Here is a 23,741-nt window from a genome sequence, read left to right as displayed (position 1 = left end):
TAGAAAATGTTTATGTTCATTTTTGAATATAAAATAGATTGAAAGTTTTCTATAATTTAAATATAAATGGAGGTGCATGGAATGTCTAATGATTTTAAAGAAACGATTTCCATTCGAAAAGGCACAGCTTTATATGTAGGGGCCGTTTTAGGATCGGGAATTCTTATTTTACCAGGTATGACAGCTAGTATAGCGGGGCCAAGTGCTATTGTTTCTTGGTTTTTAATGATTTTGCTTAGTATCCCACTTGCGTTTACTTTTGCATTTTTATCTATTGAGTATCCGAGTGCAGGTGGAATTGCAACGTTTTCTGAAAAAGCTTTCGGAAGAAATGTAGGAGCTATAATAGGATGGTGTTTTTTTATTGCTGGAAGTGTTGGGCAAATTATCGTGTCTCTAACGGGCGGGATGTATATTGCTAAAGTCTTCGATTTTCCTGTTTACTTTGCATATGCGATTGCTTTTCTTATTTTAAGCATAGCTATTTGGTTTAATTTCTTTGGATTGCAAATAAGCGGAGTGTTTCAAGTATGTATAGGTGTATCAACTTTTCTGATCTTACTCCTAACAATTGTTTGCTCATTACCTACGATTGAAATGAAGAATATGAGTTTGAACGTTTCAGAAGCTGAAATACAATCAATTTTACAGGCTTCATTATTCATATTTTGGTCTTTCTTTGGATGGGAAGCAATTTCAAGTTTAGCACCAGAATTTAAATCTCCAAGAAAAAGAAATATCATTTTTTCTACAGGAATAGCTATTGTCATTATTGGGTTTTTATATATAGGAATTGCTGCTTCAGTAATCGGTACAAAATCATATTCGATAGGGTTTGATAATAGTACTGCTCTTGTGATCGTTATAAAAAACACATTAGGTGACCAATTCGCATGGTTAGTTGGATTAGTAGCTTTTATCATTTGTTTAGGGACAACGAATGCATTTATAGCAAGTATGAGCCGGCTTGGTTATTCTTTAGGGAAAGAGGGATTTGCCCCTAATTACTTGAGGGGTTTGAGTAAAAAAAGCCATACACCAACGAATGCTTTAATAATAGTAGGTTTCATTGCAATAATAGGACTTTTCATAAGTTTCTTTTTTCATGTTAGCATAGATCAATTAGTACTAATCCCTAATTCATTAGGAATTGTGACATATATAGTGGGTACGGCAGCGGGAATCAAGCTAATCAAAAATAGAGTAGGAAAGATCTCTTCTGCATTAGCATTTACATGTTGTGTAATGGTATATCCATTTATAGGTGATGTCATCGCCATTCCGATTGTAGTTGCGTTGATATGTTTAACGTATTTATATATCAAAAAAAACAGAAATAAAATATTTGGATAAAAGTCGGAATGTTTCAATGTATCTAAATTCAAAAGATTCATATATAATTAGCTATGAATAGTTCATTGTAATAATCTGTAAAAATAGGGGGTTATAAAATGAATCCAGTCATAGAACATCCAACGCGATGGGATTTGGAAAGGTTATATACTGACATAAAAGATCCTATGTTCTCTACAGAAATAGAAATTATTAAACAATTAATAGAAACATATAAAGAAAATAGTGACTCAGAAACCCTTTCACAAATGATACAACGGATCGAAAAGGCGGAGTACTACTTGTATTGTCGTTTTACTGAACACGTAGAGGAATCGACAGTTGTTCCACAGAGGAAAGTAAATGATTTGAAAATGGAAGTTCGTTCATTATTACAAGAATCAAATCACGAAAAAAGTAACTTCTCTGAAAATCAAAGCATTAGCTTTATAGAGAATGAATTAAAAGCTTGGGAAGACATGTACATCCAATTACGAAATAGATTAGAAATACATCATAATAATGAAGTACTTTCATTTGGAAAAGCAAACTATCTTGCGATGAATGCGGAAAGTGATTCTAAAAGATTAGCCGTATTCACTTCTCTTACAGAGGCATTGGAAAAGGAGAAAGCGATATTTGCTAGTGTGCTGAATCAAATAGGGAGATTGCGTAATCTAAAAAGTAACCGAATGCAAGAGAAAGAGGTATTGTCACAATCCCTGCAAGCAAACGGCATTTCTAAAAATGCGTTATTGGAAATGTGGAACGCTATTGAAGGAAATCTTGAAAAGTTATCGCGTGTTTTAGATTTTCATAAAAATAGTAAAAAAACATTTACATGGCATGAACTGATGACCGCAGAAGAAACGGAACAAATTGAAATTCCTTTTTCAATTGCGGTTGAAAATATTTACGATGCCTTAAAGGATATTGATGAAGAACTAGCACAATTTGCACAGCAGGCTATTATGAATGGATGGATTGATGCTGAACCAAGAGATAATAAGCCTCCTAGTGGATTTTGCGCTCCGTTTTTTAGTGAAAGAGAATCCCGCATTTCATTACGGTATGATGGAACGATTGATAGTGTAAGAATATTAGCGCATGAATTAGGACATGCATGGCATTTTTATGTAATGAGTAATAGGCAGTCTACCGCATTTTTGGATGATTGTCTTCCAATGAGCATGGCTGAATCAGCATCCATTTTCTTTGAAATGGTACTTGTAGACTACTTAGTGAAAACAGCTGAACGCAAAGAACTAAGAAAGTCATTGCTTAGCTGGAAAATCAGAAATAGCTTTAATTATGTAATGGCCATTCGAGCTTCATTTCAATTTGAGGAAACATTTTATGAAGAAAGTCAAAAGGGACCTTTAAGTGCGGATGAATTAGAGAAATTGTCTATAGTCTCACAAAAAGAAGCTTATGGAAATGGTTTAACAGAATATCAACCGTTTGTTTGGATGAAATATGGTCAATTTTATACAGCGAATGTTCCTTTTTACAATTATCCATATACAGTTGGTTATTTACTGAGTTTAGGATTATTAGAAATTGCAAAACAAGATGGTGGTGAGTTTCATTCAAAATATAAAGCATTTTTATGTGAGACTGGAAAGCACCCAGTTGAGGAGTTAGTGAAACAATACTTTCATATTGATCTTGCTGATCATGCGTTTTGGAAGAAAGCATTACTCCAAATAAATAAAGATATTGCTGAATATTTGCAGCTTATAAAAGAGGGTGAAAAGAACACATAGGGGAAGTGTATGTAAGACATGGAACAGCAGTACATAAAAGACATACCATTTTGTAGCTTAGAATATAAGCGTGTAATAGATATATTAAAAAGTTGGTTATCTGAAAAGGAAAATAAACCAAAGTTTATCGTTACAGCGAATCCTGAAATTGTAATGTCTGCTAAAGAAACTTCGGCTGAATCCGTCCGTTTTAAAAAGATTTTGCTATCTGCGGATTTAATAACAGCAGATGGAATAGGTGTAATACTTGGTTCTAAAATTTTAAAAGGAACATTGAAAGATCGTGTTACAGGTGCAGATGTAATGCATGACTTAATAGAGGAATGTAATCAAAATGGATACCGTGTATTTCTTTTTGGTGCTGCACCAGAAAGTAATGAGAAAGCGTTAAAAAATTTAAAAGCGCGTTTTCCACATGCTACTTTCGAAGGAGAACATGGTTTTATCAAAAATGAGCAGATAGAAGCAGTCAAACTTCGCATTCAACAATTTGAACCACACTTACTATTAGTAGGATTAGGGTCTCCTAAGCAAGAAATATTCATCTATGAAAATCTTGAAAAATTAAACGTACCTGTATCTATTGGCATTGGAGGTATGATTGATATTGTATCCGGCACAGTAAAACGAGCTCCAAAAATTATGAGGGATACTGGAACAGAATGGTTATATCGGTTAGTGACACAACCTAAAAGAATAAAACGCCAGTTGATCCTTCCAAAATTTTTAGTATCTGTTATAGCCGAGAGGGTTCGGAAAAGTGTTCGTTAATTTTAAAATTCATATGTAATCGAGAAGAGGTATAATGACAAATGAAAAAAATCGGGATTATTGGAGCTATGCAAATCGAAATAGACCTACTTTTGGAAAAATTAGATATTCACGAAGAATTTACGTTTGCTAAAATGCCTTTTTATCGAGGGATTTTCATGGATAAAGAAATTATTCTTACGCGATGTGGGGTTGGAAAGGTGAATGCAGCTTCATGCGCACAAATATTAATAAATAAATTCGAAGTAGACTGTATAATTAATACTGGAGTCGCAGGTGGATTGCATGGAGGTATGAAAGTTGGAGATCTCGTCATTTCCACGAATGTTACACATCATGATGTAGATAAAGGACAAATGAAAAGATTGTTTCCATTTCAGGAATCGTTCATTGCGGATCAGGAATTAAGAAAACTTGCATTCAATTCATGTAATGCAATTGGATTGGAAGGAAACGTTTATGAAGGCAGAATTGTTAGTGGAGAATGCTTTGTTGAAGATGCGCAGCTGAAAGAAAAATTAATTGCTGAATATAAGCCGCATTGTGTAGAGATGGAAGGGGCGGCGATTGGTCATGTTGCGTATATAAATGATGTACCATTTCTTGTCATTCGATGTATTTCTGATACTGCGGATGATGAAGCAACTATATCATATGAAAACTTTGCAAAAGTTGCGGCGAATCAATCTTCAAGGGTCATTATTAAAATGATTAAGAATATGAAAAGTACCGCGTATCAAGGATCGACTCATTATTTAAGGTTATAAAAAAAGATTCCATAAGGCACATTCTTATGGAATCTTTTTCTCTTTACGTAACGATGATGTTACTTTTAAATACTTCAATAAATGTTCAGGGTGACCTTGTACATAATAAAAGTGTGGATTATCTTCATCATCATAAATCATGATATAGGGCTTTTCGTTAAGTGGAAGGAGTACAAGGACTTCATCTATCGTTGTGTGTATCCATTGATTTGTAATGACTACAGGTTTAGATAAAGGGATTTTCACCATATGCCCAGTTTTAGGGACAACATTTAAATTTTTAAATGCGCCAGTAATGGATTTTGCATATTGTATTACTTCTTTTTGAATTTCTATGTTTGGAGATTGTTTTTGGATAACCATTTCCTTTTGACAATCAAAAACTTCAATTTGTTTCGTTGTTTCTGCGAAAACATTTGTTGATAATAAAAATGAAAACAGAAAAATGCATCCTATTTTTCTAAACATGGAACAACACCTCATATTTACTATTCCCTCAAATCCTATAAATATTTTTGTCACATTGATGTAACAAAAATATTGTATGATAATGTTTACAATTCATTCAATAGATAGTTAATGGAGGAAGAAACACATGAAAGTATTAATTGCAGATGATGAGCAAGATATGCTGAAAATTTTAAAAGCGTATTTCGAGAAAGAAGGATTTCAAGTTCTTCTAGCAAAAGATGGAGAAGAAGCGCTTGAAATATTTTATGAAGAAAAAATTGATTTAGCTATTTTAGACTGGATGATGCCAAAACAGAATGGAATCACTGTGTGTCAGGAAATAAAAAAGAATTCGAGCGTGAAAGTGTTAATGCTTACTGCTAAAAGTGAAAATGAGGATGAACTTAATGCCTTGCAAAGCGGGGCAGATGAATATGTGAAAAAGCCGTTTCATCCAGGGATTTTAATTGCTCGCGCAAAAAAACTACTGGGTCAAGATAACGTTATACAAGTTCAAGATCTTAAAATCGATTTGACGAAAAATAAAGTATATAAACATGATAAAGAATTAGAAATTACAAAAACAGAGTTCGAATTAATGAAATGTTTTTTGAATCATAAAGGTACAATATTAACACGTAAAAAGTTACTAGATATCGTATGGGGTTTTGATTATTTTGGAGATGAGCGGACAGTGGATACACATGTTAGGCGATTACGAAAAAAAATTGGTGAGGACGTTATTAAAACGCATCGCGGTTTAGGTTACAGTTTGGAGGATGAACGTGAATAAGCTTGGTAAAAAACTTTTTGTTAGTATATCGTTAACGATCATTCTTATATTTACCATTTCATTATTGTTAATGAACTATTTTTTACCGAAATATAATATATACAAAACGCGAGAAAAGTTACATGCCATTACAGATCAAATTCAGTCTGCGCCTGTTGAACAATTAACAGATACGATCAATCAAATTGAGAATGAGAATAATGTAACAATTGTGTATACCCCTATAAACAATACAGAAGATGAAATTAATGAATCATTACGTTCTCAGCTTATAAAAAAGAGAGTGACATTGAACAAGCTATGGATTACAAAAACAGAAATAACGAAAGTGGAGAAATCTAAAAAAATAAATAAACTATATGATCAAGAGAAGTTGAAGGCTAGCTTTTTTACGAGTTATATTTCGAAAAATGACATGTTAATGTTAGTGGGAGTATCTATCGCTCACTCAAACGAACTCATTGAGACACTTAATACATTTAATATATATATATTTGGCTTTTCAATATTTCTTGTTATTGTACTTGTTTGGATATTATCAAAAACGATTACAACACCGTTAAAAGAATTAAGCGATGTTGCAGAAGATATTTCTCATCTTAATTTTAAGAGAACAAACGTAAAAACGAATGATGAAATAGGGGATTTGGCTACTAGTATCAATATGATGAGCGATAAATTATATGAAGCTCATCAAGATTTAACGAATAGAAATGAACATTTAAAGCAATTCATGGGAGATATTACCCATGAATTAAAAACACCGATTGCGTTAGTGAAGGCTTACTCGATGGGAATAAAAGATGGTCTCGATGATGGGACATATGTAGATATAATTATTAAACAAACCGATCAACTTGCAAATTTAATAGAAGAGTTGTTGCGCTTTTCGAAATTAGAAAGAGACCTGTTACAAAAAGAAGAAGTACAGATAGGGACCATGATTAAAGGTATCATTGATAAACATAAAATTGAAATCCAAGCTAAGGGGATCCAACTACAAATGGATTGTCGTGCACGAGATACTAGTATTTATGCGGATGCTGATAAAATGAAAATGGTATTTAATAATTTCGTTTCAAATGCAGTCAAATATACAACAAATCAGCAGATCAAGATTGTACTGGAAGAAAGAAATGATTATGTATATTTTCGTATTGAAAATGGGGTTGATCCTGAAATCAGTACAGATATCGAAAAAATTTGGGAACCATTTTATGTAGCAGAAGCTTCACGTAATAAAGAAATATCAGGAACTGGATTAGGACTAGCCATTGTAAAAAGTATTTTAGAACGACATGGTTTTGAGTATGGTGTCTCTATTATAAAAGAAGAAATACAATTTTATATGTATATGGAAAAGCATTATCAAGATCTACATGCTAACAATAAAAAGCTTTCACATGTTAGAAACGACTAATTTGTGAAAGCTTTTACTCTTTTTACTCGGACCTCTTCAAATTGAAAGTAGGTTCTTTTTATTTTTATTAATTGCATTCTGTCAAATAGATGTCACATGAACATTTATCTTACAAATTTCTCAAGTTTTCGCCCAATCGAAAACTGAATTTTCCGTCTTTTAGTTGTATAGTAAAAGGAGTAACAAAAAATATAAAGGAGGAAGAAGCTTGAAGAAAAAACAGTTTGTAATTGCGCTGTCAGCGATGTTTTCAATAACATTTACATCAAGTATCTCTAACATTACTGTACATGCAGAAAAGAACGAAGAACGTTCGATGGAATTTTCCTATATACCATTAAATGGTAAAGTGCCAGAAACGTTAGCTCAATCGACAAAAATTGAGTTGGAAGATGGAATGACAAAGCCAATTTATTCACTTGATGAGGCGATTGTAGAAAATATATTTGTAGAAACTGAGATTGATAGTGACCGAAATGGAAGAAAGGATCGTGTATCAGTAAAGGTAATGCGACCGAAAACAGAACCGGGTGTGAAAGTTCCTGTTATTTATGAAATGAGTCCTTACCGTTCAGGAATAATGAACGTACCAGTTCATAATGTAGATGAAGAATTACATCCTACTGGAGGTAAACCTTATGCAGGATCAACTGACCTTGGTCCATATGGAAATTACTATGTTCCTCGTGGATATGCTGTTATTTTAGGGGAAAGCATCGGAACTGGAAACTCAGATGGATGCCCAACAACGGGGGATGAACAAGAAATTCTTAGCACAAAAGCTGTTATTGATTGGGTAAATGGAAGAGCAAAAGCATTCGCACAATATGAAGAAGAGGCAAACGCGGATTGGTCTACAGGAAATGTCGGGATGACAGGTGTTTCTTATAATGGAACATTACCGAATGCTGTTGCAACAACTGGAGTAGAAGGATTAAAGACAATTATTCCAATTGCGGCAATTAGTAGCTGGTATGATTATTACCGTGCAAATGGAGCAGTCGTTGCACCAGGTGGTTACCAAGGTGAAGATACAGATAATATGGCCGAAGCGGTGTTAACGAGGTGGAATCCTGAAGTTTGTCAAAAAGTCATAAAAGAGCTAACGGATGGACAAGACCGAAAAACAGGAGATTATAACGATTTTTGGGACAAGCGTAACTACGTGAAGGACGCTAAAAACGTAAAGGCAAGTGTATTTGTTGTACATGGTTTGAATGATTGGAACGTAAAGACAAAGCAGTTTTCACAGTGGTGGGAAGCGCTTGGAGAGAATCATGTTCCTCGTAAAATGTGGTTACATCAAGGAGAACATGGTGGAACTTCTGATAATAACTGGCAGCAAACACAAAATAAATGGTTTGACTATTGGTTATACGGAATTGAAAATGGAATTATGAATGAACCGATGGTAGATGTACAAAGAGAAAATAAAGCGTGGCAAAAATTAAAAAATTGGCCAGACCCTGCAGCAGCTCCATCTAAAATACGTATGTTGTTACGTAATAAAGCAGTAGATTTACCGCTTCAAGTGGGTGCGGTGCAACAAGTATCTTCATTGCTAGATGATGCACAAATAAAATCGCATCAATTGATAGCCAATCCAGAATTAGAATCACCAAATCGGTTAGTATATGTAATGCCTAAGCTTGAGAGAGAAATGAGAATTAGCGGGACACCAAAAATTTCATTTAAAGGAAGTATCAATCGTCCAGTTTCAAATTTAACGGCATTACTTGTTGATTATGGCGGTGCGAAACCAGAAATTGTGACGAGAGGATGGATGGACCCACAAAACTTGAATGGAAAAGAACAGTCAACGTCAATTATACCAGGGAAAGATTATACATTTACATGGGACATGCAGCCGGATGATTATGTATTCCAAGCCGGTCATCAAATAGGAGTCGTACTCATTTCAAGTGACTATGACTATACAATTCGTCCAAAAGCAGGGACGAATCTTACAGTAAAACGAAGTGAAGTAACATTACCAATTGTGAAATAGAAGGAAGCCTCCAAATTTGGAGGCTTTTTTGGAGTGAAAAAAGTAGAAATGTAAAGGAACGCTACATACTTCTCTAGTATAAATTCTATATTATTTTGAAATAACATAGAATTTATTATATAATATTTTCGTATTAACATTGGATAATTTTAATTTTTAAAGTAAGGAGAATGTAAATATATATATGAAAGATGTAGATTTTATACTAGAAAGTGACGAAACATTAAAGCCATCTGAACGATTAGTATTATTACTATTAGAAAAACATAGAATTTTATATACAAATGATCTGCTAGCACTATCTAATTTATCATATAAAACATTAACGGATTCATTAGCTGAACTCGTAGTGAAATCTTATGTATTGAAAGAGACCGGAAAGGGAAGAAGGCAAAATTGTTATAGGTTAATGTAGGAGTTAATGTGTTTGTAAAAATAATGAATTTTCAAATAAAACATAAAAATCATTTTTGTATTTTATTTGAAAAACACAACCTAAACAGAGATATATACTAACAATTATTTTTATATTAAAAACAATACAGTCGTTTTTTATTTTTGGAAAGGTATTTTAAATTTAAAAATATAATGATTCCGCTGTAGTGTATGGATTTTTGATTAATATATAAAAACAAAAATCTATTTTATATAGAAATAGATTTTAAAAAAAATCTAAACAACCCATTTTTATAATGAGTTGTTTTTTATTATAAAAATGTTTTTAATATGATAACGAATTGAAAATGAAAATAATATTATTATGTAAATTAAAAGAATGGGTGAAAAAGGAATTTTTCATGTTGAATCGAATTATTTTATAGTTTTATAGATTGTTAGAAAATAATTCGATTCTATGTAAGAAGGGGATAACAATGAATTTAATTGTAGAAATTACAGAATTTGTGAGCAGGAAAGCCCACGAGCTTTAGCCGTCGGATGAAAGCGAATAGAAAACTCCCTGTGTTTATGTTGCTATTATAATAGACGCGAGGAAAAATTCGATAAGAAAGGAGAATATAAAATGTTTGTCACTCATTCGTTTCAAATTCCATACAAAAAAGAATTGTACGACTCGCTTCGTTCTATGCAACGAGAAACAGCGTCTGTTTGGAACGATATTGTTCGCGAAGCAACAAGCTATTATTTCACGTGGGAAAAATGGCTAAGCAAAACGGAAATACAAGCCGTTCGAAAACAAACGTATAATCTTCATTATCAGACCGTGCAGGCTATTGCGGATAAATATGAAGCAAATCGTGAAAGCATTCGTAAGTTGCGAAAAACAGATAAAAAGGCAAAATATCCATGGCGAAAAAAGTATTTTTATTGTATTCCATTAAAAAAATCAAGTATGGAAATCGAAGAACAAACCATTACAATCAAACGCGTCGAATTTCAAGTGAATCTTATGGATTTATTAACGAAAAAGAAGAAAAAAACTGGAATGAAAAATTCCTGAAGAAAAATGCCCCTATCACCATTCCAAATCTAGCAATTGACGATTTGAAAGATTTCAAAATGAATTTCCAAATGTAGAAGTATTAGAGAATGTAAAGTTTGTTGATGAAGGGCATATTATAACATCTGCGGGGATTTCTGCTGGAATTAATATGTCATTTCATATAGTGAAAAATGTATTAGGTCTAGAAATTGCAGAAACAACAGCAAAAAGAATGGAGTACGATATTGAGCTTCGGAACTGAAACTCTTAGTAATACTTTTAGTTCATGACAATGAGTATGAAAAAGATGGGGTAATAAAATAACAAAAAGATTGGTAGTATTGCTACCAATCTTTTTGTTTAGAGCTCTCGTATATATGCTAACTCTTCTTCTAATAGAAGAGGGCGTACAGAAGCAGCTGCATTTTCTTGCGCTTGTATGTCTGTTTTTGCTCCAGGAATCGCAACGGACACAGCAGGGTTTGAGAGTACATAATGAAGAGCCAATTGTCCTAAAGTTCGTTTCGGATTTGTAAGTGCTCTCAATCGTTCAACTTTTCGTAAATCATCTTGAAACCATGTTTCTTTTGGCCAATCTTGTCGTAAATCACCATCAGGAAATGTTGTTTCCTTTGTAAACTTTCCAGTTAGTATCCCCATTTTTAATGGTCCACGAATGACAGCTCCTAAGTTTTTCTCTTGTAAGTAAGGGAATATATCATGTTCAGGTGCCCGGTTCAGTATGCTGTAGTCAAGTTGTACAACGTCAATTTCATCATATATATTAAAGTTTTTAATATAATTTAAATCATGTGTAGAAACACCAACTGCTCTTACTTTTCCATCCCGTTTTAAAATTTCAAATGCACGAAGGAATGCTTCAGTTTCTTCTTTTTTGTCCCACCAAATATGACAAAAGTAAACATCAATGTAATCTGTTTGCAGGCGAAGTAAACTAGTTTCAAATACTGCGATTACCTTTTCTGCTGTATTGTAGACAGGTTCTCCATTAGGTTCGTAATGATGACCAATTAAACCTCCCTTTGTAGACAGAACGATATCATCTCGATGTTCTTTTATAGCTTGTGCCACTAATTTTTCACTATGACCTAAACCATACACATCAGCGGTATCGATAAAATTCACGCCGCATTCTATTGCCTTTTTTATTGCAGCGATAGAATGGTTGTCATGTACAGGTCCCCATTCATCACCGCCAATTGCCCAAGCACCAAATCCAATTTCAGAAACAGTTAAACTGGTTTTTCCTAATGTACGGTATTGCATTGGTTTACCTCCTTAAAAAAGGAATTCCTAATAAATTATTCAGTGAAAAAACGAATGTGTTTGCGGAATATTTTATTTCAGACTCAAATCACTATTTCCCGGCACGAAAAACAAAATTTTCATCTGAAATATAGAGATGTCGTCGAAAGCTATCTCTAATTGGTTAATTTATGAGATTTTTTTATAGAGGAGCTTATTTTATGAGCAGAGAATTTAGGTTAGTAAGGAAGTATGCTTGCGATAGTGAAATAAAATGGGGTAGGGGGATTTGAAAAATGAGGAAACTCAAAAAAGTAAATGTTCCTAATACACCACAACAGCAAACACAGTCTAATGAATATCGAGTTATGAATAAGAAAAAGTTGCGTCGGTTTATTTTAGCTTTTATTTTTATTTTTTTAACCACTTTTTATATTCAATATATTCTCGATAAACAACAAGAAATAATTGTAGAAAAGCGAGATACAATCCAAAATCAGCAAAAGCAATTACTTTCTCTAGAAAAAGATTCACGACATTTAAAGAGTGAAGTTGTAAATTTGACAAATAATGAAGAAGAAATTTTACAGTTTGCGAGGAAAGAGTATCAATTCTCTAAGCCGAATGAAACGATATTTGTCATACCTAAATAAAAAATAGTCGGAAAATGAACGCTATCTCGAATTAGAAGTGTAGTTTTAAGCTTAAATGTTGAAATATATTATAGGAAGTATTAGTAAAATAAATATTGTTAAAATTCTGTTAATTTATTATAATATTCAGTAAGCGGATACATTTCTTGATTAATGATGAGTCTTCAGCTCATTCGACTAGTAAGAAAACCGTTATTCTCATATAAGAAAGGAAGATTTACGTGTACGCTTCTAATACGATTTATATCGTAGGGGACGCAAAATCACCTCAAAATAATCCAATTACCGAAAAATTTAAAAGCTACTTTGTTGCGTTTGTTGTAGAAAAAGATACAGGGAAAATTGTGGATGCGGATTGTTCAGCAACCATTTCATTAACTGCTCAATTTGTAAAACATCTATTTCTGCATAGAAATATGAATGATCCACAGTTAATAGAAGAAATTAAAAATCGTTATTTCGGATCGTCTCAAAAAGCATTGCTTGTCGCATTAAAAGATGCACAAAAAAAATATAACCAAATTGCTGCTTTGTCTACACATTCATAGACAAAATCCAGTCATAAGATTCGTTCTTGTGGCTGGATTTTTTTATGGACAGGAAAGGATGAATGAAATGAAAATCATAGATTTAACGGTAAAACGTCGTTTTATCATTTTAACTGAGAAGACTCCTTCCTCTAAACGAAGTGAAGGTGGGGGATGAATCAGTTTTTATCTTTTTTAAAGAAAATGTTTCTTTCTGTAGAACGTACGTTTGTTTCAGTGTATAATAATCGTATCAAACAAAATGGGGTGAGAACAGGTGAAGAAAGCATATTTTTCGAAACGAATATATAAGACCAGTTTACCGCATGAAATGATAGATGCACTGACACAGACAATCGAAACATTTAATCGAGCGAAACGCTTTGCATTTCAAACAATCGTCCGGGAAAAACGTTGGAACCGTAAGATTCGTACAGACAGTCTTCATCTCGTTCTAAAGCGGAACTATCAATTGAATGATTACTATGCAAACAGTGCGATGCAAGAAGCAAGGGCGTTGTTTACAGGTTTAATGGAGTTACAAAAACTATATGAGAAGCAAACGCAAGAGAAGCTTAAGAAACTCAAGAAAAAGTTAAAACAAGAACGAACAAAACTAACAACTCTTCGTAAAATCAAACAAAGTTGCTTGAAGGGAAAACTAACATTTCCGAAAAACACCCGCTTCGCGAAGCACAACACTCTTATCTCCTTATCTCATAAAAAAGAAACCCTAATTTGGCTGAGTGAATATCTATTTGAACACCAGTATGTAGATATCCAAATCAAAAGGATTCAGGCGAAAATCGGCCATCTAACCCACAGACAATTCCGTTTAACACAAAAACTTTCATCCTATCAAACGAATATTCCAAGCGCAGTATTTGGAAGCAAAAAACTGTTTCGGTCTCAATTTACCACCCGCGAGTTTGTACGGAACCATGACAAATGGAAAACATTATTTTCTCGTGCTCGAAATAGACAGCTTATACTCTCTGGCCGTAAAGATGCTAAATATGGAAATTTTGTGTTTCAGTATGTGCCTGAAACAAAGGAATTATGGATGGCGACAAGTTCTGGGAAAACACTTCAGTTTCCATTTGTAACGTTCCCGTATGGACAAGAAGTCATAGAAGAAGTAACCACATCTCAATTACAGTGTAAAAATAAGAAAAAACATGGAAAACCGATTGCATGGTCTGTAGAAGATTATGGTGCGTATTACATTGTAAAATGCTTAGTCGATGTATCGGAAAACTCTCATACAAATTATAGTAAATCGGATGGAGTCATTGGTGTAGATTGCAATCTAGAACATTTTGCTTGGGCCAATGTAACGAAGGAAATGTAACGAAGGATGGAAATTATAAAGGAAGTGGTTCCTTCTGTTTTTCTATTCTAGGTAAATCTACTGGACAAATCACAAAGATAATCGAGGCGGAAGCCATTCGCTTAGTGGACCTAGCGGAGTGGTATAATAAGCCGATTGTAATAGAGAAGTTAGATACGACGAAGTCAAAAACAGGGGATCGATACGGAAATAAGCGAGCAAATCGAATGAAGAGTATGTTTGCGTACGAGAAGATGACAAGTGTAATCCTTAGTCGTGCAGAAAAAAGAGGCTTGGCTGTCTTTCAAGTGAATCCTGCCTACACCTCGATCTCAGGGAAGATGAAATATATGCGGAAGTTCGGGATCTCTATTCATCAATCCGCAGCTTTTACGATTGGTCGCCGGGGATTAGGATATAAAGAAAAAGTGCCCCAGGTGCTGCAACCTTATATTCGAAAGAAAGAAGCGCATCACTGGAGTCACTGGCATCAATTAAACAACCAACTTGATATTCGCACGCACCATTTTTATCAGTTATACGATGTAAATCAGCCGAAAGAATCGTTACAAATCGAACGGTTACACTTGTTTGAAAATGAAAAGAAAAAGCTAGCAAAGCTATTTGTATGATAAAAAGAACACTTTGTCCCAGATTTTTACGCTTATTACCAGAGCAGATAACAAGTCTAGGAACTGGATGCATGACAAAGTGTTCGATCCTCGATATAAGAAAAAGTAGCTGTACCTGTTTTGTTTTCCTTGTGCTAGAAGATAGAATAGGTTGTCTTACATAAGGACACTACGGAACTCTATATCGTTGTATCCTTTTTGTTGAACGAGAGGAACTGTTTTTGCCTTGGCAGAAGCAGGAGCATCTCCCACCTCAAGCTCGTGTAGAGATAGGTGGGGGTAGTTCAATAAGCTTCATACACCATTTAAAACAGCGTTGCGCACTGTAACTGAAATTGAAAGTGTTGATGTTTTGATTCACACAGATGAAGGGATTGTAGGAAAAGGGGCTGGGACTGCGACGCCGGTTATTACCGGAGATTTTGCGAGTGGAATGGAAGAAGCTATCTTAGGGCCCATTCGCTCTGTATTAATCGGGAAAGATTTGCAACAATTTCAAACATTGTTGTTACAAATTCAAATAAGCTGTGTAGGCAATACGAGTGCAAAGGCAGCGGTAGATATTGCTTTATATGATGCGTATTGTCAAATTCATAATATCCCACTATACGCGTTATTAGGTGGAAAGAAAGAGATTCAAACAGACATTACCGTAAGTGTTGATGAACCATTAGTAATGGCGAAAGAAGCAAAAAGTTATGTGGAAAAAGGATTTAACACATTAAAAATTAAAGTTGGCAAATCATCAGGTTTGGATCTAAAACGCATTGAGGCAATTAGAAATATTGTACCAAAGAGTGTTACTTTACGATTAGATGCAAATCAAGGTTGGAGTTCGAAAGAAGCTGTATCAATTATTCGAGAAATGGAAAATAGAAATTTTTATATAGAATTTGTAGAACAACCCGTTCATGCGACAGATTGGGAAGGGATGAAATATGTAAAAAATCATGTGCAAACACCGATTATGGCTGACGAAAGTGTTTTCTCAGCGCAAGACGCTTTAAAGCTTGTTCAAGGGCAGTACGCTGATTTATTAAATATTAAATTAATGAAAGGCGGCGGGATACGAGAAGCGTGGAAGATTGCCGATATTGCTGGTGCTGCCGGTGTAAAATGTATGGTTGGGAGCATGATGGAATCATCGCTTTCTGTAGCAGCAATTGCACATGTAGCAGCTGCTCATCCAAACATTCACTACTTCGATCTGGATGCTCCGTTATGGTTAATGGAAGAGCCGATCGGAATCACATATAACGGACCAAGGGTAAACCTGCATCATGCAGTGGATATAAAGTAACATTCTAGGAGTAATGTTATTGTTGAAATTATGTTGCATTAGGATTATGAAAGGGAGGATGTGTTTATGAAAAAGTTCATTACGGTGCTTTTTAGTAGTTTGTTAGTATTTTCATCTTTTTCAGCTGCAAATGCTGAAGAGGTAAAAAAGAATCAAGCATATGTCGATGTGGCGGCAGCAACATTATGGACTGGGCCGAATTTACTCCGGCCGATTGATGAGCCAAGCGCAACGAACCCTGTTGATTTATGGAAATGGACGAAATCAATGACGCTTGATGAAAAACTTTGGTTAACGAGTACAAATAAATTAGAAACACAAGCTTTATTAGGGCAGGAAGTAACAATCCTTGATCGGCAAGGTGAGTGGGCGAAAATAGTTGTTCATGGTCAGCCTACGCCGAGAAATGAGGCTGGTTATCTAGGATGGATTCCAGTAAAACAGCTAACTTATAATCAAGAATTTGCAGAGAAAAAGGAACAACCATTTGTACTCATTACAAAACCAACGGCTATTTTATATGTGAATCCTTCTGATACGTATAAGGCATTAGAAGTTAGCTATAATACAAGATTACCACTTTTAAGTGAAGATCATATTTCATATCGAGTACTTTTACCGAATGGAAAAAAGGCATGGTTACGGAAAAATGATGGAACGGTTTACAAATCGCAAAATGACATTCCTGTTCCAACAGGTGATGAATTAGTGAATACTGGAAAGTTATTTTTAGGATTACCGTATATATGGGCTGGAACAAGTGGTTTCGGATTTGATTGTTCAGGATTTACACATACGATTTACAAATCACATGGTATTACAATTCCGCGTGACTCCGGTCCACAATCAAAAGCAGGGATTGCTGTTGAGAAAGAAAACCTACAAAAAGGGGACTTAATTTTCTTTGCCTACAAAGAAGGGAAAGGAAATGTTCATCACGTAGGTATGTATGTTGGCGATGGGAATATGATTCACTCTCCAAACGCAGCGAAGACGGTTGAAATAATTCCTGTGAACACGCCAGGATACATTGAAGAATATGCGGGAGCACGCCGCTATTTACCTTAATAAAGAGAATCATATAAGGGAGGGATTTTGAATGAAAAAGGTTGTTCGTTTTTCATTAGTGAGTACGTTACTACTGTCTTCATTTTTAGCGGGGTGTGGAAAAGAAAAAACGACTACAAAACCAAAAGAAGAGAAGAAAGTATTACAGTTAACAGAAACAGGAGAAATTCCATCATTGAATTCCTTAAAAGTAACAGACGCTGTTTCGTTTAACGTATTAAATAATGTAATGGAGGGCTTATTTAGACTTTCAAAAAACGACGAGATCATTCCTGGAATGGCGCAAAAGCATGAAATTAGTAACGATGGGAAAACATATACATTTCATTTACGTGATGCGAAGTGGTCTAACGGTGATTCTGTAACAGCACATGATTTTGTATATGCTTGGAAGCAACTTGTTAACCCAGAAACGGGCTCTGAGTACGCATATATCATGTATGACGTGAAAAATGCAGAGAAGATAAATAAGAAGCAAATGGGGCTGGATGAATTAGGAGTAAAAGCGAAGGATGATAAAACCTTTACTGTGGAGTTAGAACAGCCAGTCCCGTACTTTACAAAATTACTTTGCTTACCGTCCTTTTATCCAATTCATGAGAAGTATGCGAAAGAACAAGGAGATAAATACGGTTTAGAAGCAAATAAGACGCTATATAATGGACCATTTACATTGTCAGAATGGAAGCATGAAGCGAGTTTTACAATGAAGAAAAATAATCAATATTGGGATAAAAAAGAAGTGAATTTAGATGAAGTAAACTATCAAATTGTTAAAGACATTTCGACAGTAGTAAATTTATATGAAACAGATAAAATTGATCGTGCTGTTATTTCAACAGAATTTGTTGATAAATATAAAAACGATAAAGAGCTAAAGCAATATACAGATCCGGTCATGTATTTCTTCCGTTTGAATGAAAATGTACCCATTCTTAAAAATAAAAATGCGCGCATGGCACTTAGTATGGCTTTTGATAAAAAAGGACTCGCGACTTCATTTTTAAATGATGGATCAGTGCCTGCTAACTACTATGTTCCAAATGGCTTCTTGAAAGGACCAGATAAAAAAGATTTTAGGGAAACAACGACAGAGTTTAATAAAACGAATGTAAAACAAGCAAAGGAATATTGGGAAAAAGCGAAGCAAGAAACGGGAACGAATGAAGTTACGTTAGAAATGTTAAATTATGATTTAGAAAACTTTAAAAAAGTAGGAGAGTATATTAAAGAACAATTAGAAAAAAACTTACCAGGATTAACGGTGAATGTGAAATTACAACCACACTCTCAGAAACTAGCGTTAGAGAAAAAGAAAGAATATGAAATGTCATTATCACGTTGGTTGCCTGATTATCCAGACCCGCTGACTTACTTAGAAGTCTTTATTTCAGAAAATGGCGTTAATAATACTGGCTATGCAAATCCAGCATACGATGCATTGATTAAAAAGATAAAAGTGGAACTTGGGAATGATGAAACAGGCCGCTGGAAAGCGATGCAAGATGCAGAAAAAATGCTACTTGATGATGCGGTAATTGCGCCAGTGTTCCAGCGCGGATTATCTTATTTACAAAAATCATACGTAAAAGATGTATATGTGCACCAATTCGGACCTGCGACTAGTTTGAAATGGGCGGATGTAAAAAAATAAAATGAAATAAGAAAACAGACTTTGGTTGAACGGGAGTCTGTTTCTTTGTGAATATATATCGTTATTTTACGATTTAAAACGTAAAATAAAAGAAAATTCATGATATAATGTACCGAAGTAAACATATTACAAAGGGGAAGAGAATATGCTTATCCACGTCGATGAAAAATCAATTCATACAGAAAGACTTTTTATGAGACAACCTACCTTAGAAAATATTGATGCATTCCATCAAATTGTGAAACATGATGAAGTTGGAAAATGGCTTGCTATATCTAGAGGAATGTTAAGGGAAGAGGCTAGGCAGTACGTTGGAAAAGTTATAGAACATTGGACTGAAAATGGTTTTGGTGTGTGGTTCTTATTTCATAAAACAACAGGGGAACTAATAGGGCATTGTGGTTTAAGGTATATCGATGGAACAAAAGAGGTAGAAATTATGTACCTTCTGGATTCGAAGTTTTGGGGACATGGATATGCTACAGAAGCAGTTCATGCATCAATCCAATATGCTTTTCAGACTTTGAAAGTCGAAAAATTAATCGCAAGAATTAGAAGTGCAAACGATAAATCAAAAAACGTTTTAGAAAAGGCTGGATTCCAGTACACACATAATGTGGATTTTGATGGACGGCGGTTAGCGTATTATGAGTATAAGAAATGAAGTTAAGTGATTATTTTTTGATTGTTATTTTTTAATAGTCAGACTCACTTATAAAAGTATAGAGATAAAAACACACCATCAATTTAATTGACGGTGTGTTTTTGAGTTACTATCTTGAAGGCTTTCGTTTCTTTTGCCATATTTTTAAAGCGAAATATAAAACAATCAGTATGACACCACCAACCGCAAATGATGTTACATATGGTCCTGCTACCTCATCGATATTTTCCCAATTTGCTCCAAGCGTTTTACCTAAATAGATAAAGATGACAGACCAAGGGATAACCGCAAGTGTTGTAAGGGTAATAAAACGCATCAAGGGCATCTTAGTAATTCCGGCAGGGACTGAAATGGCGTGACGAACAAGTGGAATGAAACGTGCTGTGAAAATGACACCAGCTCCATAACGGTTAAACCATTCTTCTGCGGAATCAATTTGTTTTTTATGGATGAAAATATATTTACCATAACGCTCTAGGAAAGGTCTACCGCCGTAACGCCCAATCCAATAAATGAAGACTTGCGCAATAACACCACCGACAGTACCAAAGAAAACAGCGCCTATAAAGGAGATGTTTCCTGAGAACACTAAATAACCTGCATAAGCAAGAACGATTTCACTTGGAATGATCTCAATCATGAGTCCAAGCATAATGCCCCAATAACCAAGGCCTTCTAAAAATGATAATGCGGACTGAATCAAACTACCTAACATGTTGCACCTTCTAGTTAATAAATTTTTCTAAATAGTAAGAGGAGAAATGTTGCTTACTATTTAGAAATAAAATGTAAATACTTTCCTATATGCAAATTATACAATAATCTTTGCGTTTATAGCTATATTAAGGTTTTATTTTTAACGTGATTGTTCTTACCTTCAACAAGATAAGACGAGAGAAAATTGTAATCACGCATTAACGGGCTGGTAAAACTCCACCCAAAAGTTCAGTTAGAGTAAAGAAGTTAGGGGAGGGGAAGTAACCCTTTTTTTATTAAAATATTAAACAAACAGAAAATTCGTTATAATGATTAGGGAATAAATTTTAGGGGAGTGAGAAATAGTGCAGATTAAAGATTCCATTTATGGAATGATTTCTATTTATGATAGAGACATCATTGAATTAATAGAAACAAAAGCATTTCAAAGGCTTTCTCAAATTAAACAACAAGGGCATACATACTATATACATCCAAACGCTACACATACAAGAATAGAGCATTCTATCGGGGTATATGCGCTTGTAAACAAGGTGATAGATCATCTTACTACAATAGGAGATGTGTATTTTTCGAATTATGAAAGAAAAATTGTTTCTGTAGTAGCCCTTCTCCATGATATTGGTCACGGTCCATATTCACATTGTTTTCAACAAATATCCGGTCAAGATCATGGTGATTGGACGATAAGGATTATCCAAGAAGATAGAGAAATACGTAATATATTAGAACGGACACCTGATTTACTTGGAGATGTAACTAAAACCTTGTCAGAAGAAAGTATTTTTCCGATTATAGAGGAACTATTATTTTCATCATTAGGCATGGATCAATTAGATTTTTGGAATCGGGATTTGCATTATTCATCATTGAAATTAGAAAGAGTCCCAATTGAAAAGTTCATTTCTACTATGCGTATAGTAAATCAAAAGCTTGTCATTGAAGAAGCGGGGATACCGTATATAGAGCATCTTGTAAAGGTGAAAAACTCCCTTTATCACAGTGGATTTGGCCATCCGTTTGTAGTGGGGAAAGATTTGTTATTACAAAAGATTTTTCACATGATGCAAGAAGAAAAAATTCCATTTGTTACTTCTGAATTAAAAGTGTTCTTTCATAAGCAGGAAGAAGAACGACTTGTAACAGATTTCTTAGTTTTAAATGACAAGACCATTTGCAATGAGATAAAAACGCTCTCAATGAATAAAGAGACAGAAATAGCGGAGTTAGCTTATTTATATCTTTCATCATTTGGTAGTTTAAAGTGGGTGGAAGGTAAGAAGCTTAACTCTAAACTAGGTAGTGAAGATGATTCAATAGTAGGCGTTATCACTGAAAAGAAAAATTATAGCTCTTATATAGGTGGTATCTATGTAAAAAAAGACGATGGTCTATATGATATTATGCACAGCTCAAATTATATTAGAGAAATAGCTAGCCTGCCGTTAAAAGAACATATTTATTTCTTGGAAAAAGATGGGGAAATCATAAAAAAATAGGGGCAAAATTGCTCCTATTTTTTTATGATTTCGTAGAGAAATGGAAAAAAGATTCTAAAAATTGATAGGATCTGTTACTAGCAATGGCAATTATGGATAAATTCAAATACATTTCTCTAACCTATGTCATCCTCATATTAGAAGATAGTGTATATTGATAATTCTATGTTTAGTGTATCAAAAAAATTATCTGTAGCCTTTATATTACGATAATCAATTATTGATTATTATTAGTGTTATTTTCATTTTTTCTTTCATCTTGCTGTTTTTGTTCAGAAGGTTCTTCAGTTGGATCGGGTTCTTGTTCATCCTTAGCATTATTGCAACCAAATAATAATCCTGTCGATAAAACTGTAGCCATTAGGGCGAATAAGTATTTTTTACTTTTCATGGAATGTCTCCTCCTTTTTATCAAACTGCCATTAATATTTACTTGGGAAGAGGATAGTATGTAGAATTCTTTGGTGTATTTTTTACCATTTTACTTAGAGATATCGTATGTATCATTTCCGTGCTTTATCACACACCTTAAGCTCGTGTGGAGGTAGCTGGAAGTAAAGTAGTTAGAAGGAGAGGGATTATTCGTTCAAACTTTTGGTTGTATATAGTGGTTTGTGATTGCTAATTATAATTTCGTATAATAAAAAATAGGAGCGTGTATGCTCCTATTTTATGTCGAGATGTTGTAAGAATAATGTTGCCGATACATAGCGCTTTGCTAACATTTGTACATATGCGGTATGTACAGAAAGCGTCGCAATAATAATTGCATTGCGAATGGCTTCTCGTTGTTCATTATTAATTTGATCAAATTTACTTGCGATTCTATCTGCTTTTTCTTTTATCGTATTTTCAATTGTTCGAATCGTATCAGTCGCATTTAATTGCAAATAGCCACCTTGATTTAACTCTTCGAATAAAGAGGAATAAGCGACGTATAAGTGAACAGGATTGATTAAATCATCACTTCGATCGGCTGGGTCATTTACAATGAGTCTTAATAACTTACGTATCGATTCAAAATCTAGCGCAGTTTTTAAATCTTCTACAATGAATAGTAAAGCTGCTTGTTCAATAGAATATTTTTTTCCTTTTTGCGGAGAACCAATCATTTCTTTTATATCTCGTTTTACCCAGTTTTGCATAGCTGTTACAGAAAAACTGGTATTTTCAATTTGATTACCAAGCGCGACGATCTCATTTAAAGAAAAACCGATATCTGTATCCTCAATTTTAATCAGCTTTTCAAAAATAGGTGAAAGAGCGGTTGTAATAAAGGCCGTAACACTTTGTCCACACTCAATATCCTTTTTATGGGATTTCGCCCAAGCTTCTTGTAAAATAACGAGAGGTTTTTTTGTATTCCATCCTCTAAGAGAAAGAAGGAGCGTTGACATTTCGTTTCGTGTGAGATGAAATGTTTCCATCTTTTCACCTCCAAAATTATAAAAGTTCTTATGAACTTATAATATGTTTTGTTGCTTGTAAAGTCAATTCTGTTTTTCTTTATTTTTCCTTTTTTTAATTTGTTAATAAAGTTAAGTAAATAATACTTGCTTATTATAAGGAAAGGTCATATAATAAGTTCATAAGAACCTTTTGTTTAACTTTAAAATAAATCTATTATTCTTATTTTAAAGAAAGGTAGATTTCACATATATCTATAGTAAAAGGAGAATGGAT

22 protein-coding genes and 2 pseudogenes are annotated in these 23,741 nt (G+C 34.1%); 19 read left to right on the top strand and 5 right to left on the bottom strand.

Features of this window, described 5'->3' with window-relative positions; all coding sequences use genetic code 11:
• Positions 1-81: 81 nt before the first annotated feature.
• From ACX5JI_RS21085 to ACX5JI_RS21070, 4 genes are all read left to right on the top strand, one after another.
• On the top strand, positions 82-1,353 hold the full coding sequence (locus ACX5JI_RS21085; RefSeq protein ID WP_459502976.1) for an APC family permease: 1,272 nt from the start codon (positions 82-84) through the stop codon (positions 1,351-1,353).
• A 98-nt stretch (positions 1,354-1,451) separates the two neighbouring features.
• Positions 1,452-3,098, top strand: a complete 1,647-nt coding sequence (locus ACX5JI_RS21080) for a M3 family metallopeptidase (RefSeq protein ID WP_459502975.1) — start codon at positions 1,452-1,454, stop codon at positions 3,096-3,098.
• Between the two features lie 18 nt (positions 3,099-3,116).
• Positions 3,117-3,869, top strand: a complete 753-nt coding sequence (locus ACX5JI_RS21075; RefSeq protein ID WP_459502974.1) for a WecB/TagA/CpsF family glycosyltransferase — start codon at positions 3,117-3,119, stop codon at positions 3,867-3,869.
• A gap of 41 nt (positions 3,870-3,910) precedes the next feature.
• A complete protein-coding gene (locus ACX5JI_RS21070; RefSeq protein WP_459502973.1) occupies positions 3,911-4,636 on the top strand; it encodes a 5'-methylthioadenosine/adenosylhomocysteine nucleosidase in 726 nt (241 codons plus the stop codon).
• 24 nt (positions 4,637-4,660) lie between these two features.
• On the opposite strand, the gene ACX5JI_RS21065 is transcribed toward ACX5JI_RS21070, so the two are convergent.
• The gene (locus ACX5JI_RS21065; protein WP_459502972.1) at positions 4,661-5,104 is read right to left on the bottom strand and encodes a hypothetical protein; all 444 of its coding nucleotides are present in this window, start codon (positions 5,102-5,104) and stop codon (positions 4,661-4,663) included.
• A gap of 127 nt (positions 5,105-5,231) precedes the next feature.
• Between ACX5JI_RS21065 and ACX5JI_RS21060 the strand changes: the two genes are divergently transcribed.
• The 6 genes and pseudogenes from ACX5JI_RS21060 to ACX5JI_RS21035 all read left to right on the top strand — a co-directional run.
• A complete protein-coding gene (locus ACX5JI_RS21060; protein WP_459502971.1) occupies positions 5,232-5,879 on the top strand; it encodes a response regulator transcription factor in 648 nt (215 codons plus the stop codon).
• Positions 5,872-7,299 carry a sensor histidine kinase gene (locus ACX5JI_RS21055; RefSeq protein ID WP_459502970.1) on the top strand — a complete coding sequence of 476 codons (1,428 nt, stop codon included), beginning with the start codon at positions 5,872-5,874 and terminating at the stop codon, positions 7,297-7,299. Before ACX5JI_RS21060 ends, ACX5JI_RS21055 begins: the two co-directional genes overlap by 8 nt.
• 208 nt (positions 7,300-7,507) lie before the next feature.
• A complete protein-coding gene (locus ACX5JI_RS21050; RefSeq protein WP_459502969.1) occupies positions 7,508-9,307 on the top strand; it encodes a Xaa-Pro dipeptidyl-peptidase in 1,800 nt (599 codons plus the stop codon).
• A 184-nt stretch (positions 9,308-9,491) separates the two neighbouring features.
• A complete protein-coding gene (locus tag ACX5JI_RS21045) occupies positions 9,492-9,722 on the top strand; it encodes a hypothetical protein (RefSeq protein ID WP_459502968.1) in 231 nt (76 codons plus the stop codon).
• A gap of 606 nt (positions 9,723-10,328) precedes the next feature.
• The gene (locus tag ACX5JI_RS21040) at positions 10,329-10,766 is read left to right on the top strand and encodes a hypothetical protein (protein ID WP_459502967.1); all 438 of its coding nucleotides are present in this window, start codon (positions 10,329-10,331) and stop codon (positions 10,764-10,766) included.
• 46 nt (positions 10,767-10,812) lie between these two features.
• Positions 10,813-11,010 (top strand): annotated as a pseudogene (locus tag ACX5JI_RS21035) (DJ-1/PfpI family protein); the annotation flags it as partial.
• A gap of 98 nt (positions 11,011-11,108) precedes the next feature.
• Here the strand turns inward: ACX5JI_RS21035 and ACX5JI_RS21030 are convergent.
• On the bottom strand, positions 11,109-12,035 hold the full coding sequence (locus ACX5JI_RS21030) for an aldo/keto reductase (protein ID WP_459502966.1): 927 nt from the start codon (positions 12,033-12,035) through the stop codon (positions 11,109-11,111).
• Between the two features lie 275 nt (positions 12,036-12,310).
• On the opposite strand from ACX5JI_RS21030, the gene ACX5JI_RS21025 reads away from it, so the two are divergent.
• The 8 genes and pseudogenes from ACX5JI_RS21025 (at position 12,311) to ACX5JI_RS20990 (ending at position 19,842) form a co-directional block, all read left to right on the top strand.
• Positions 12,311-12,667 (top strand): FtsB family cell division protein, encoded by a 357-nt coding sequence (locus ACX5JI_RS21025; protein WP_459502965.1) that lies wholly within the window; start codon positions 12,311-12,313, stop codon positions 12,665-12,667.
• Between the two features lie 221 nt (positions 12,668-12,888).
• Positions 12,889-13,215 carry a DUF3870 domain-containing protein gene (locus tag ACX5JI_RS21020; protein WP_459502964.1) on the top strand — a complete coding sequence of 109 codons (327 nt, stop codon included), beginning with the start codon at positions 12,889-12,891 and terminating at the stop codon, positions 13,213-13,215.
• Positions 13,216-13,471: 256 nt separating this feature from the next.
• Positions 13,472-14,545, top strand: a complete 1,074-nt coding sequence (locus tag ACX5JI_RS21015; protein ID WP_459502963.1) for an IS200/IS605 family accessory protein TnpB-related protein — start codon at positions 13,472-13,474, stop codon at positions 14,543-14,545.
• Complete coding sequence (locus tag ACX5JI_RS21010; protein ID WP_459502962.1) at positions 14,518-15,156, top strand: IS200/IS605 family accessory protein TnpB-related protein; 639 nt, start codon at positions 14,518-14,520, stop codon at positions 15,154-15,156. The genes ACX5JI_RS21015 and ACX5JI_RS21010 overlap by 28 nt, the downstream gene beginning before the upstream one ends.
• Positions 15,157-15,445: 289 nt before the next feature.
• Positions 15,446-16,456, top strand: a pseudogene (locus ACX5JI_RS21005) (dipeptide epimerase); the annotation flags it as partial.
• A gap of 66 nt (positions 16,457-16,522) precedes the next feature.
• The gene (locus tag ACX5JI_RS21000) at positions 16,523-17,524 is read left to right on the top strand and encodes a C40 family peptidase (protein ID WP_459502961.1); all 1,002 of its coding nucleotides are present in this window, start codon (positions 16,523-16,525) and stop codon (positions 17,522-17,524) included.
• A 31-nt stretch (positions 17,525-17,555) separates the two neighbouring features.
• Entirely contained in the window at positions 17,556-19,178 is a 1,623-nt protein-coding gene (locus tag ACX5JI_RS20995) for a peptide ABC transporter substrate-binding protein (RefSeq protein WP_459502960.1), read from the top strand.
• 145 nt (positions 19,179-19,323) lie between these two features.
• Positions 19,324-19,842 carry a GNAT family N-acetyltransferase gene (locus ACX5JI_RS20990; RefSeq protein ID WP_459502959.1) on the top strand — a complete coding sequence of 173 codons (519 nt, stop codon included), beginning with the start codon at positions 19,324-19,326 and terminating at the stop codon, positions 19,840-19,842.
• A gap of 109 nt (positions 19,843-19,951) precedes the next feature.
• On the opposite strand, the gene uptA is transcribed toward ACX5JI_RS20990, so the two are convergent.
• Entirely contained in the window at positions 19,952-20,557 is a 606-nt protein-coding gene (uptA, locus tag ACX5JI_RS20985; RefSeq protein ID WP_459502958.1) for an undecaprenyl phosphate transporter UptA, read from the bottom strand.
• A gap of 346 nt (positions 20,558-20,903) precedes the next feature.
• Between uptA and ACX5JI_RS20980 the strand changes: the two genes are divergently transcribed.
• Complete coding sequence (locus ACX5JI_RS20980) at positions 20,904-22,058, top strand: HD domain-containing protein (protein WP_459502957.1); 1,155 nt, start codon at positions 20,904-20,906, stop codon at positions 22,056-22,058.
• A 217-nt stretch (positions 22,059-22,275) separates the two neighbouring features.
• On the opposite strand, the gene ACX5JI_RS20975 is transcribed toward ACX5JI_RS20980, so the two are convergent.
• Both ACX5JI_RS20975 and ACX5JI_RS20970 read right to left on the bottom strand, forming a co-directional pair.
• Entirely contained in the window at positions 22,276-22,449 is a 174-nt protein-coding gene (locus tag ACX5JI_RS20975) for a hypothetical protein (protein WP_459502956.1), read from the bottom strand.
• Between the two features lie 274 nt (positions 22,450-22,723).
• Positions 22,724-23,485, bottom strand: coding sequence for a DUF1836 domain-containing protein (locus ACX5JI_RS20970; RefSeq protein ID WP_459502955.1), 762 nt, complete (start codon positions 23,483-23,485; stop codon positions 22,724-22,726).
• Positions 23,486-23,741: the final 256 nt, after the last annotated feature.

The organism is Bacillus sp. C1, from assembly GCF_054570475.1.
Note: the sequence above shows the minus strand (reverse complement) of the source record. Positions and strands in the feature narration are given on the sequence as shown.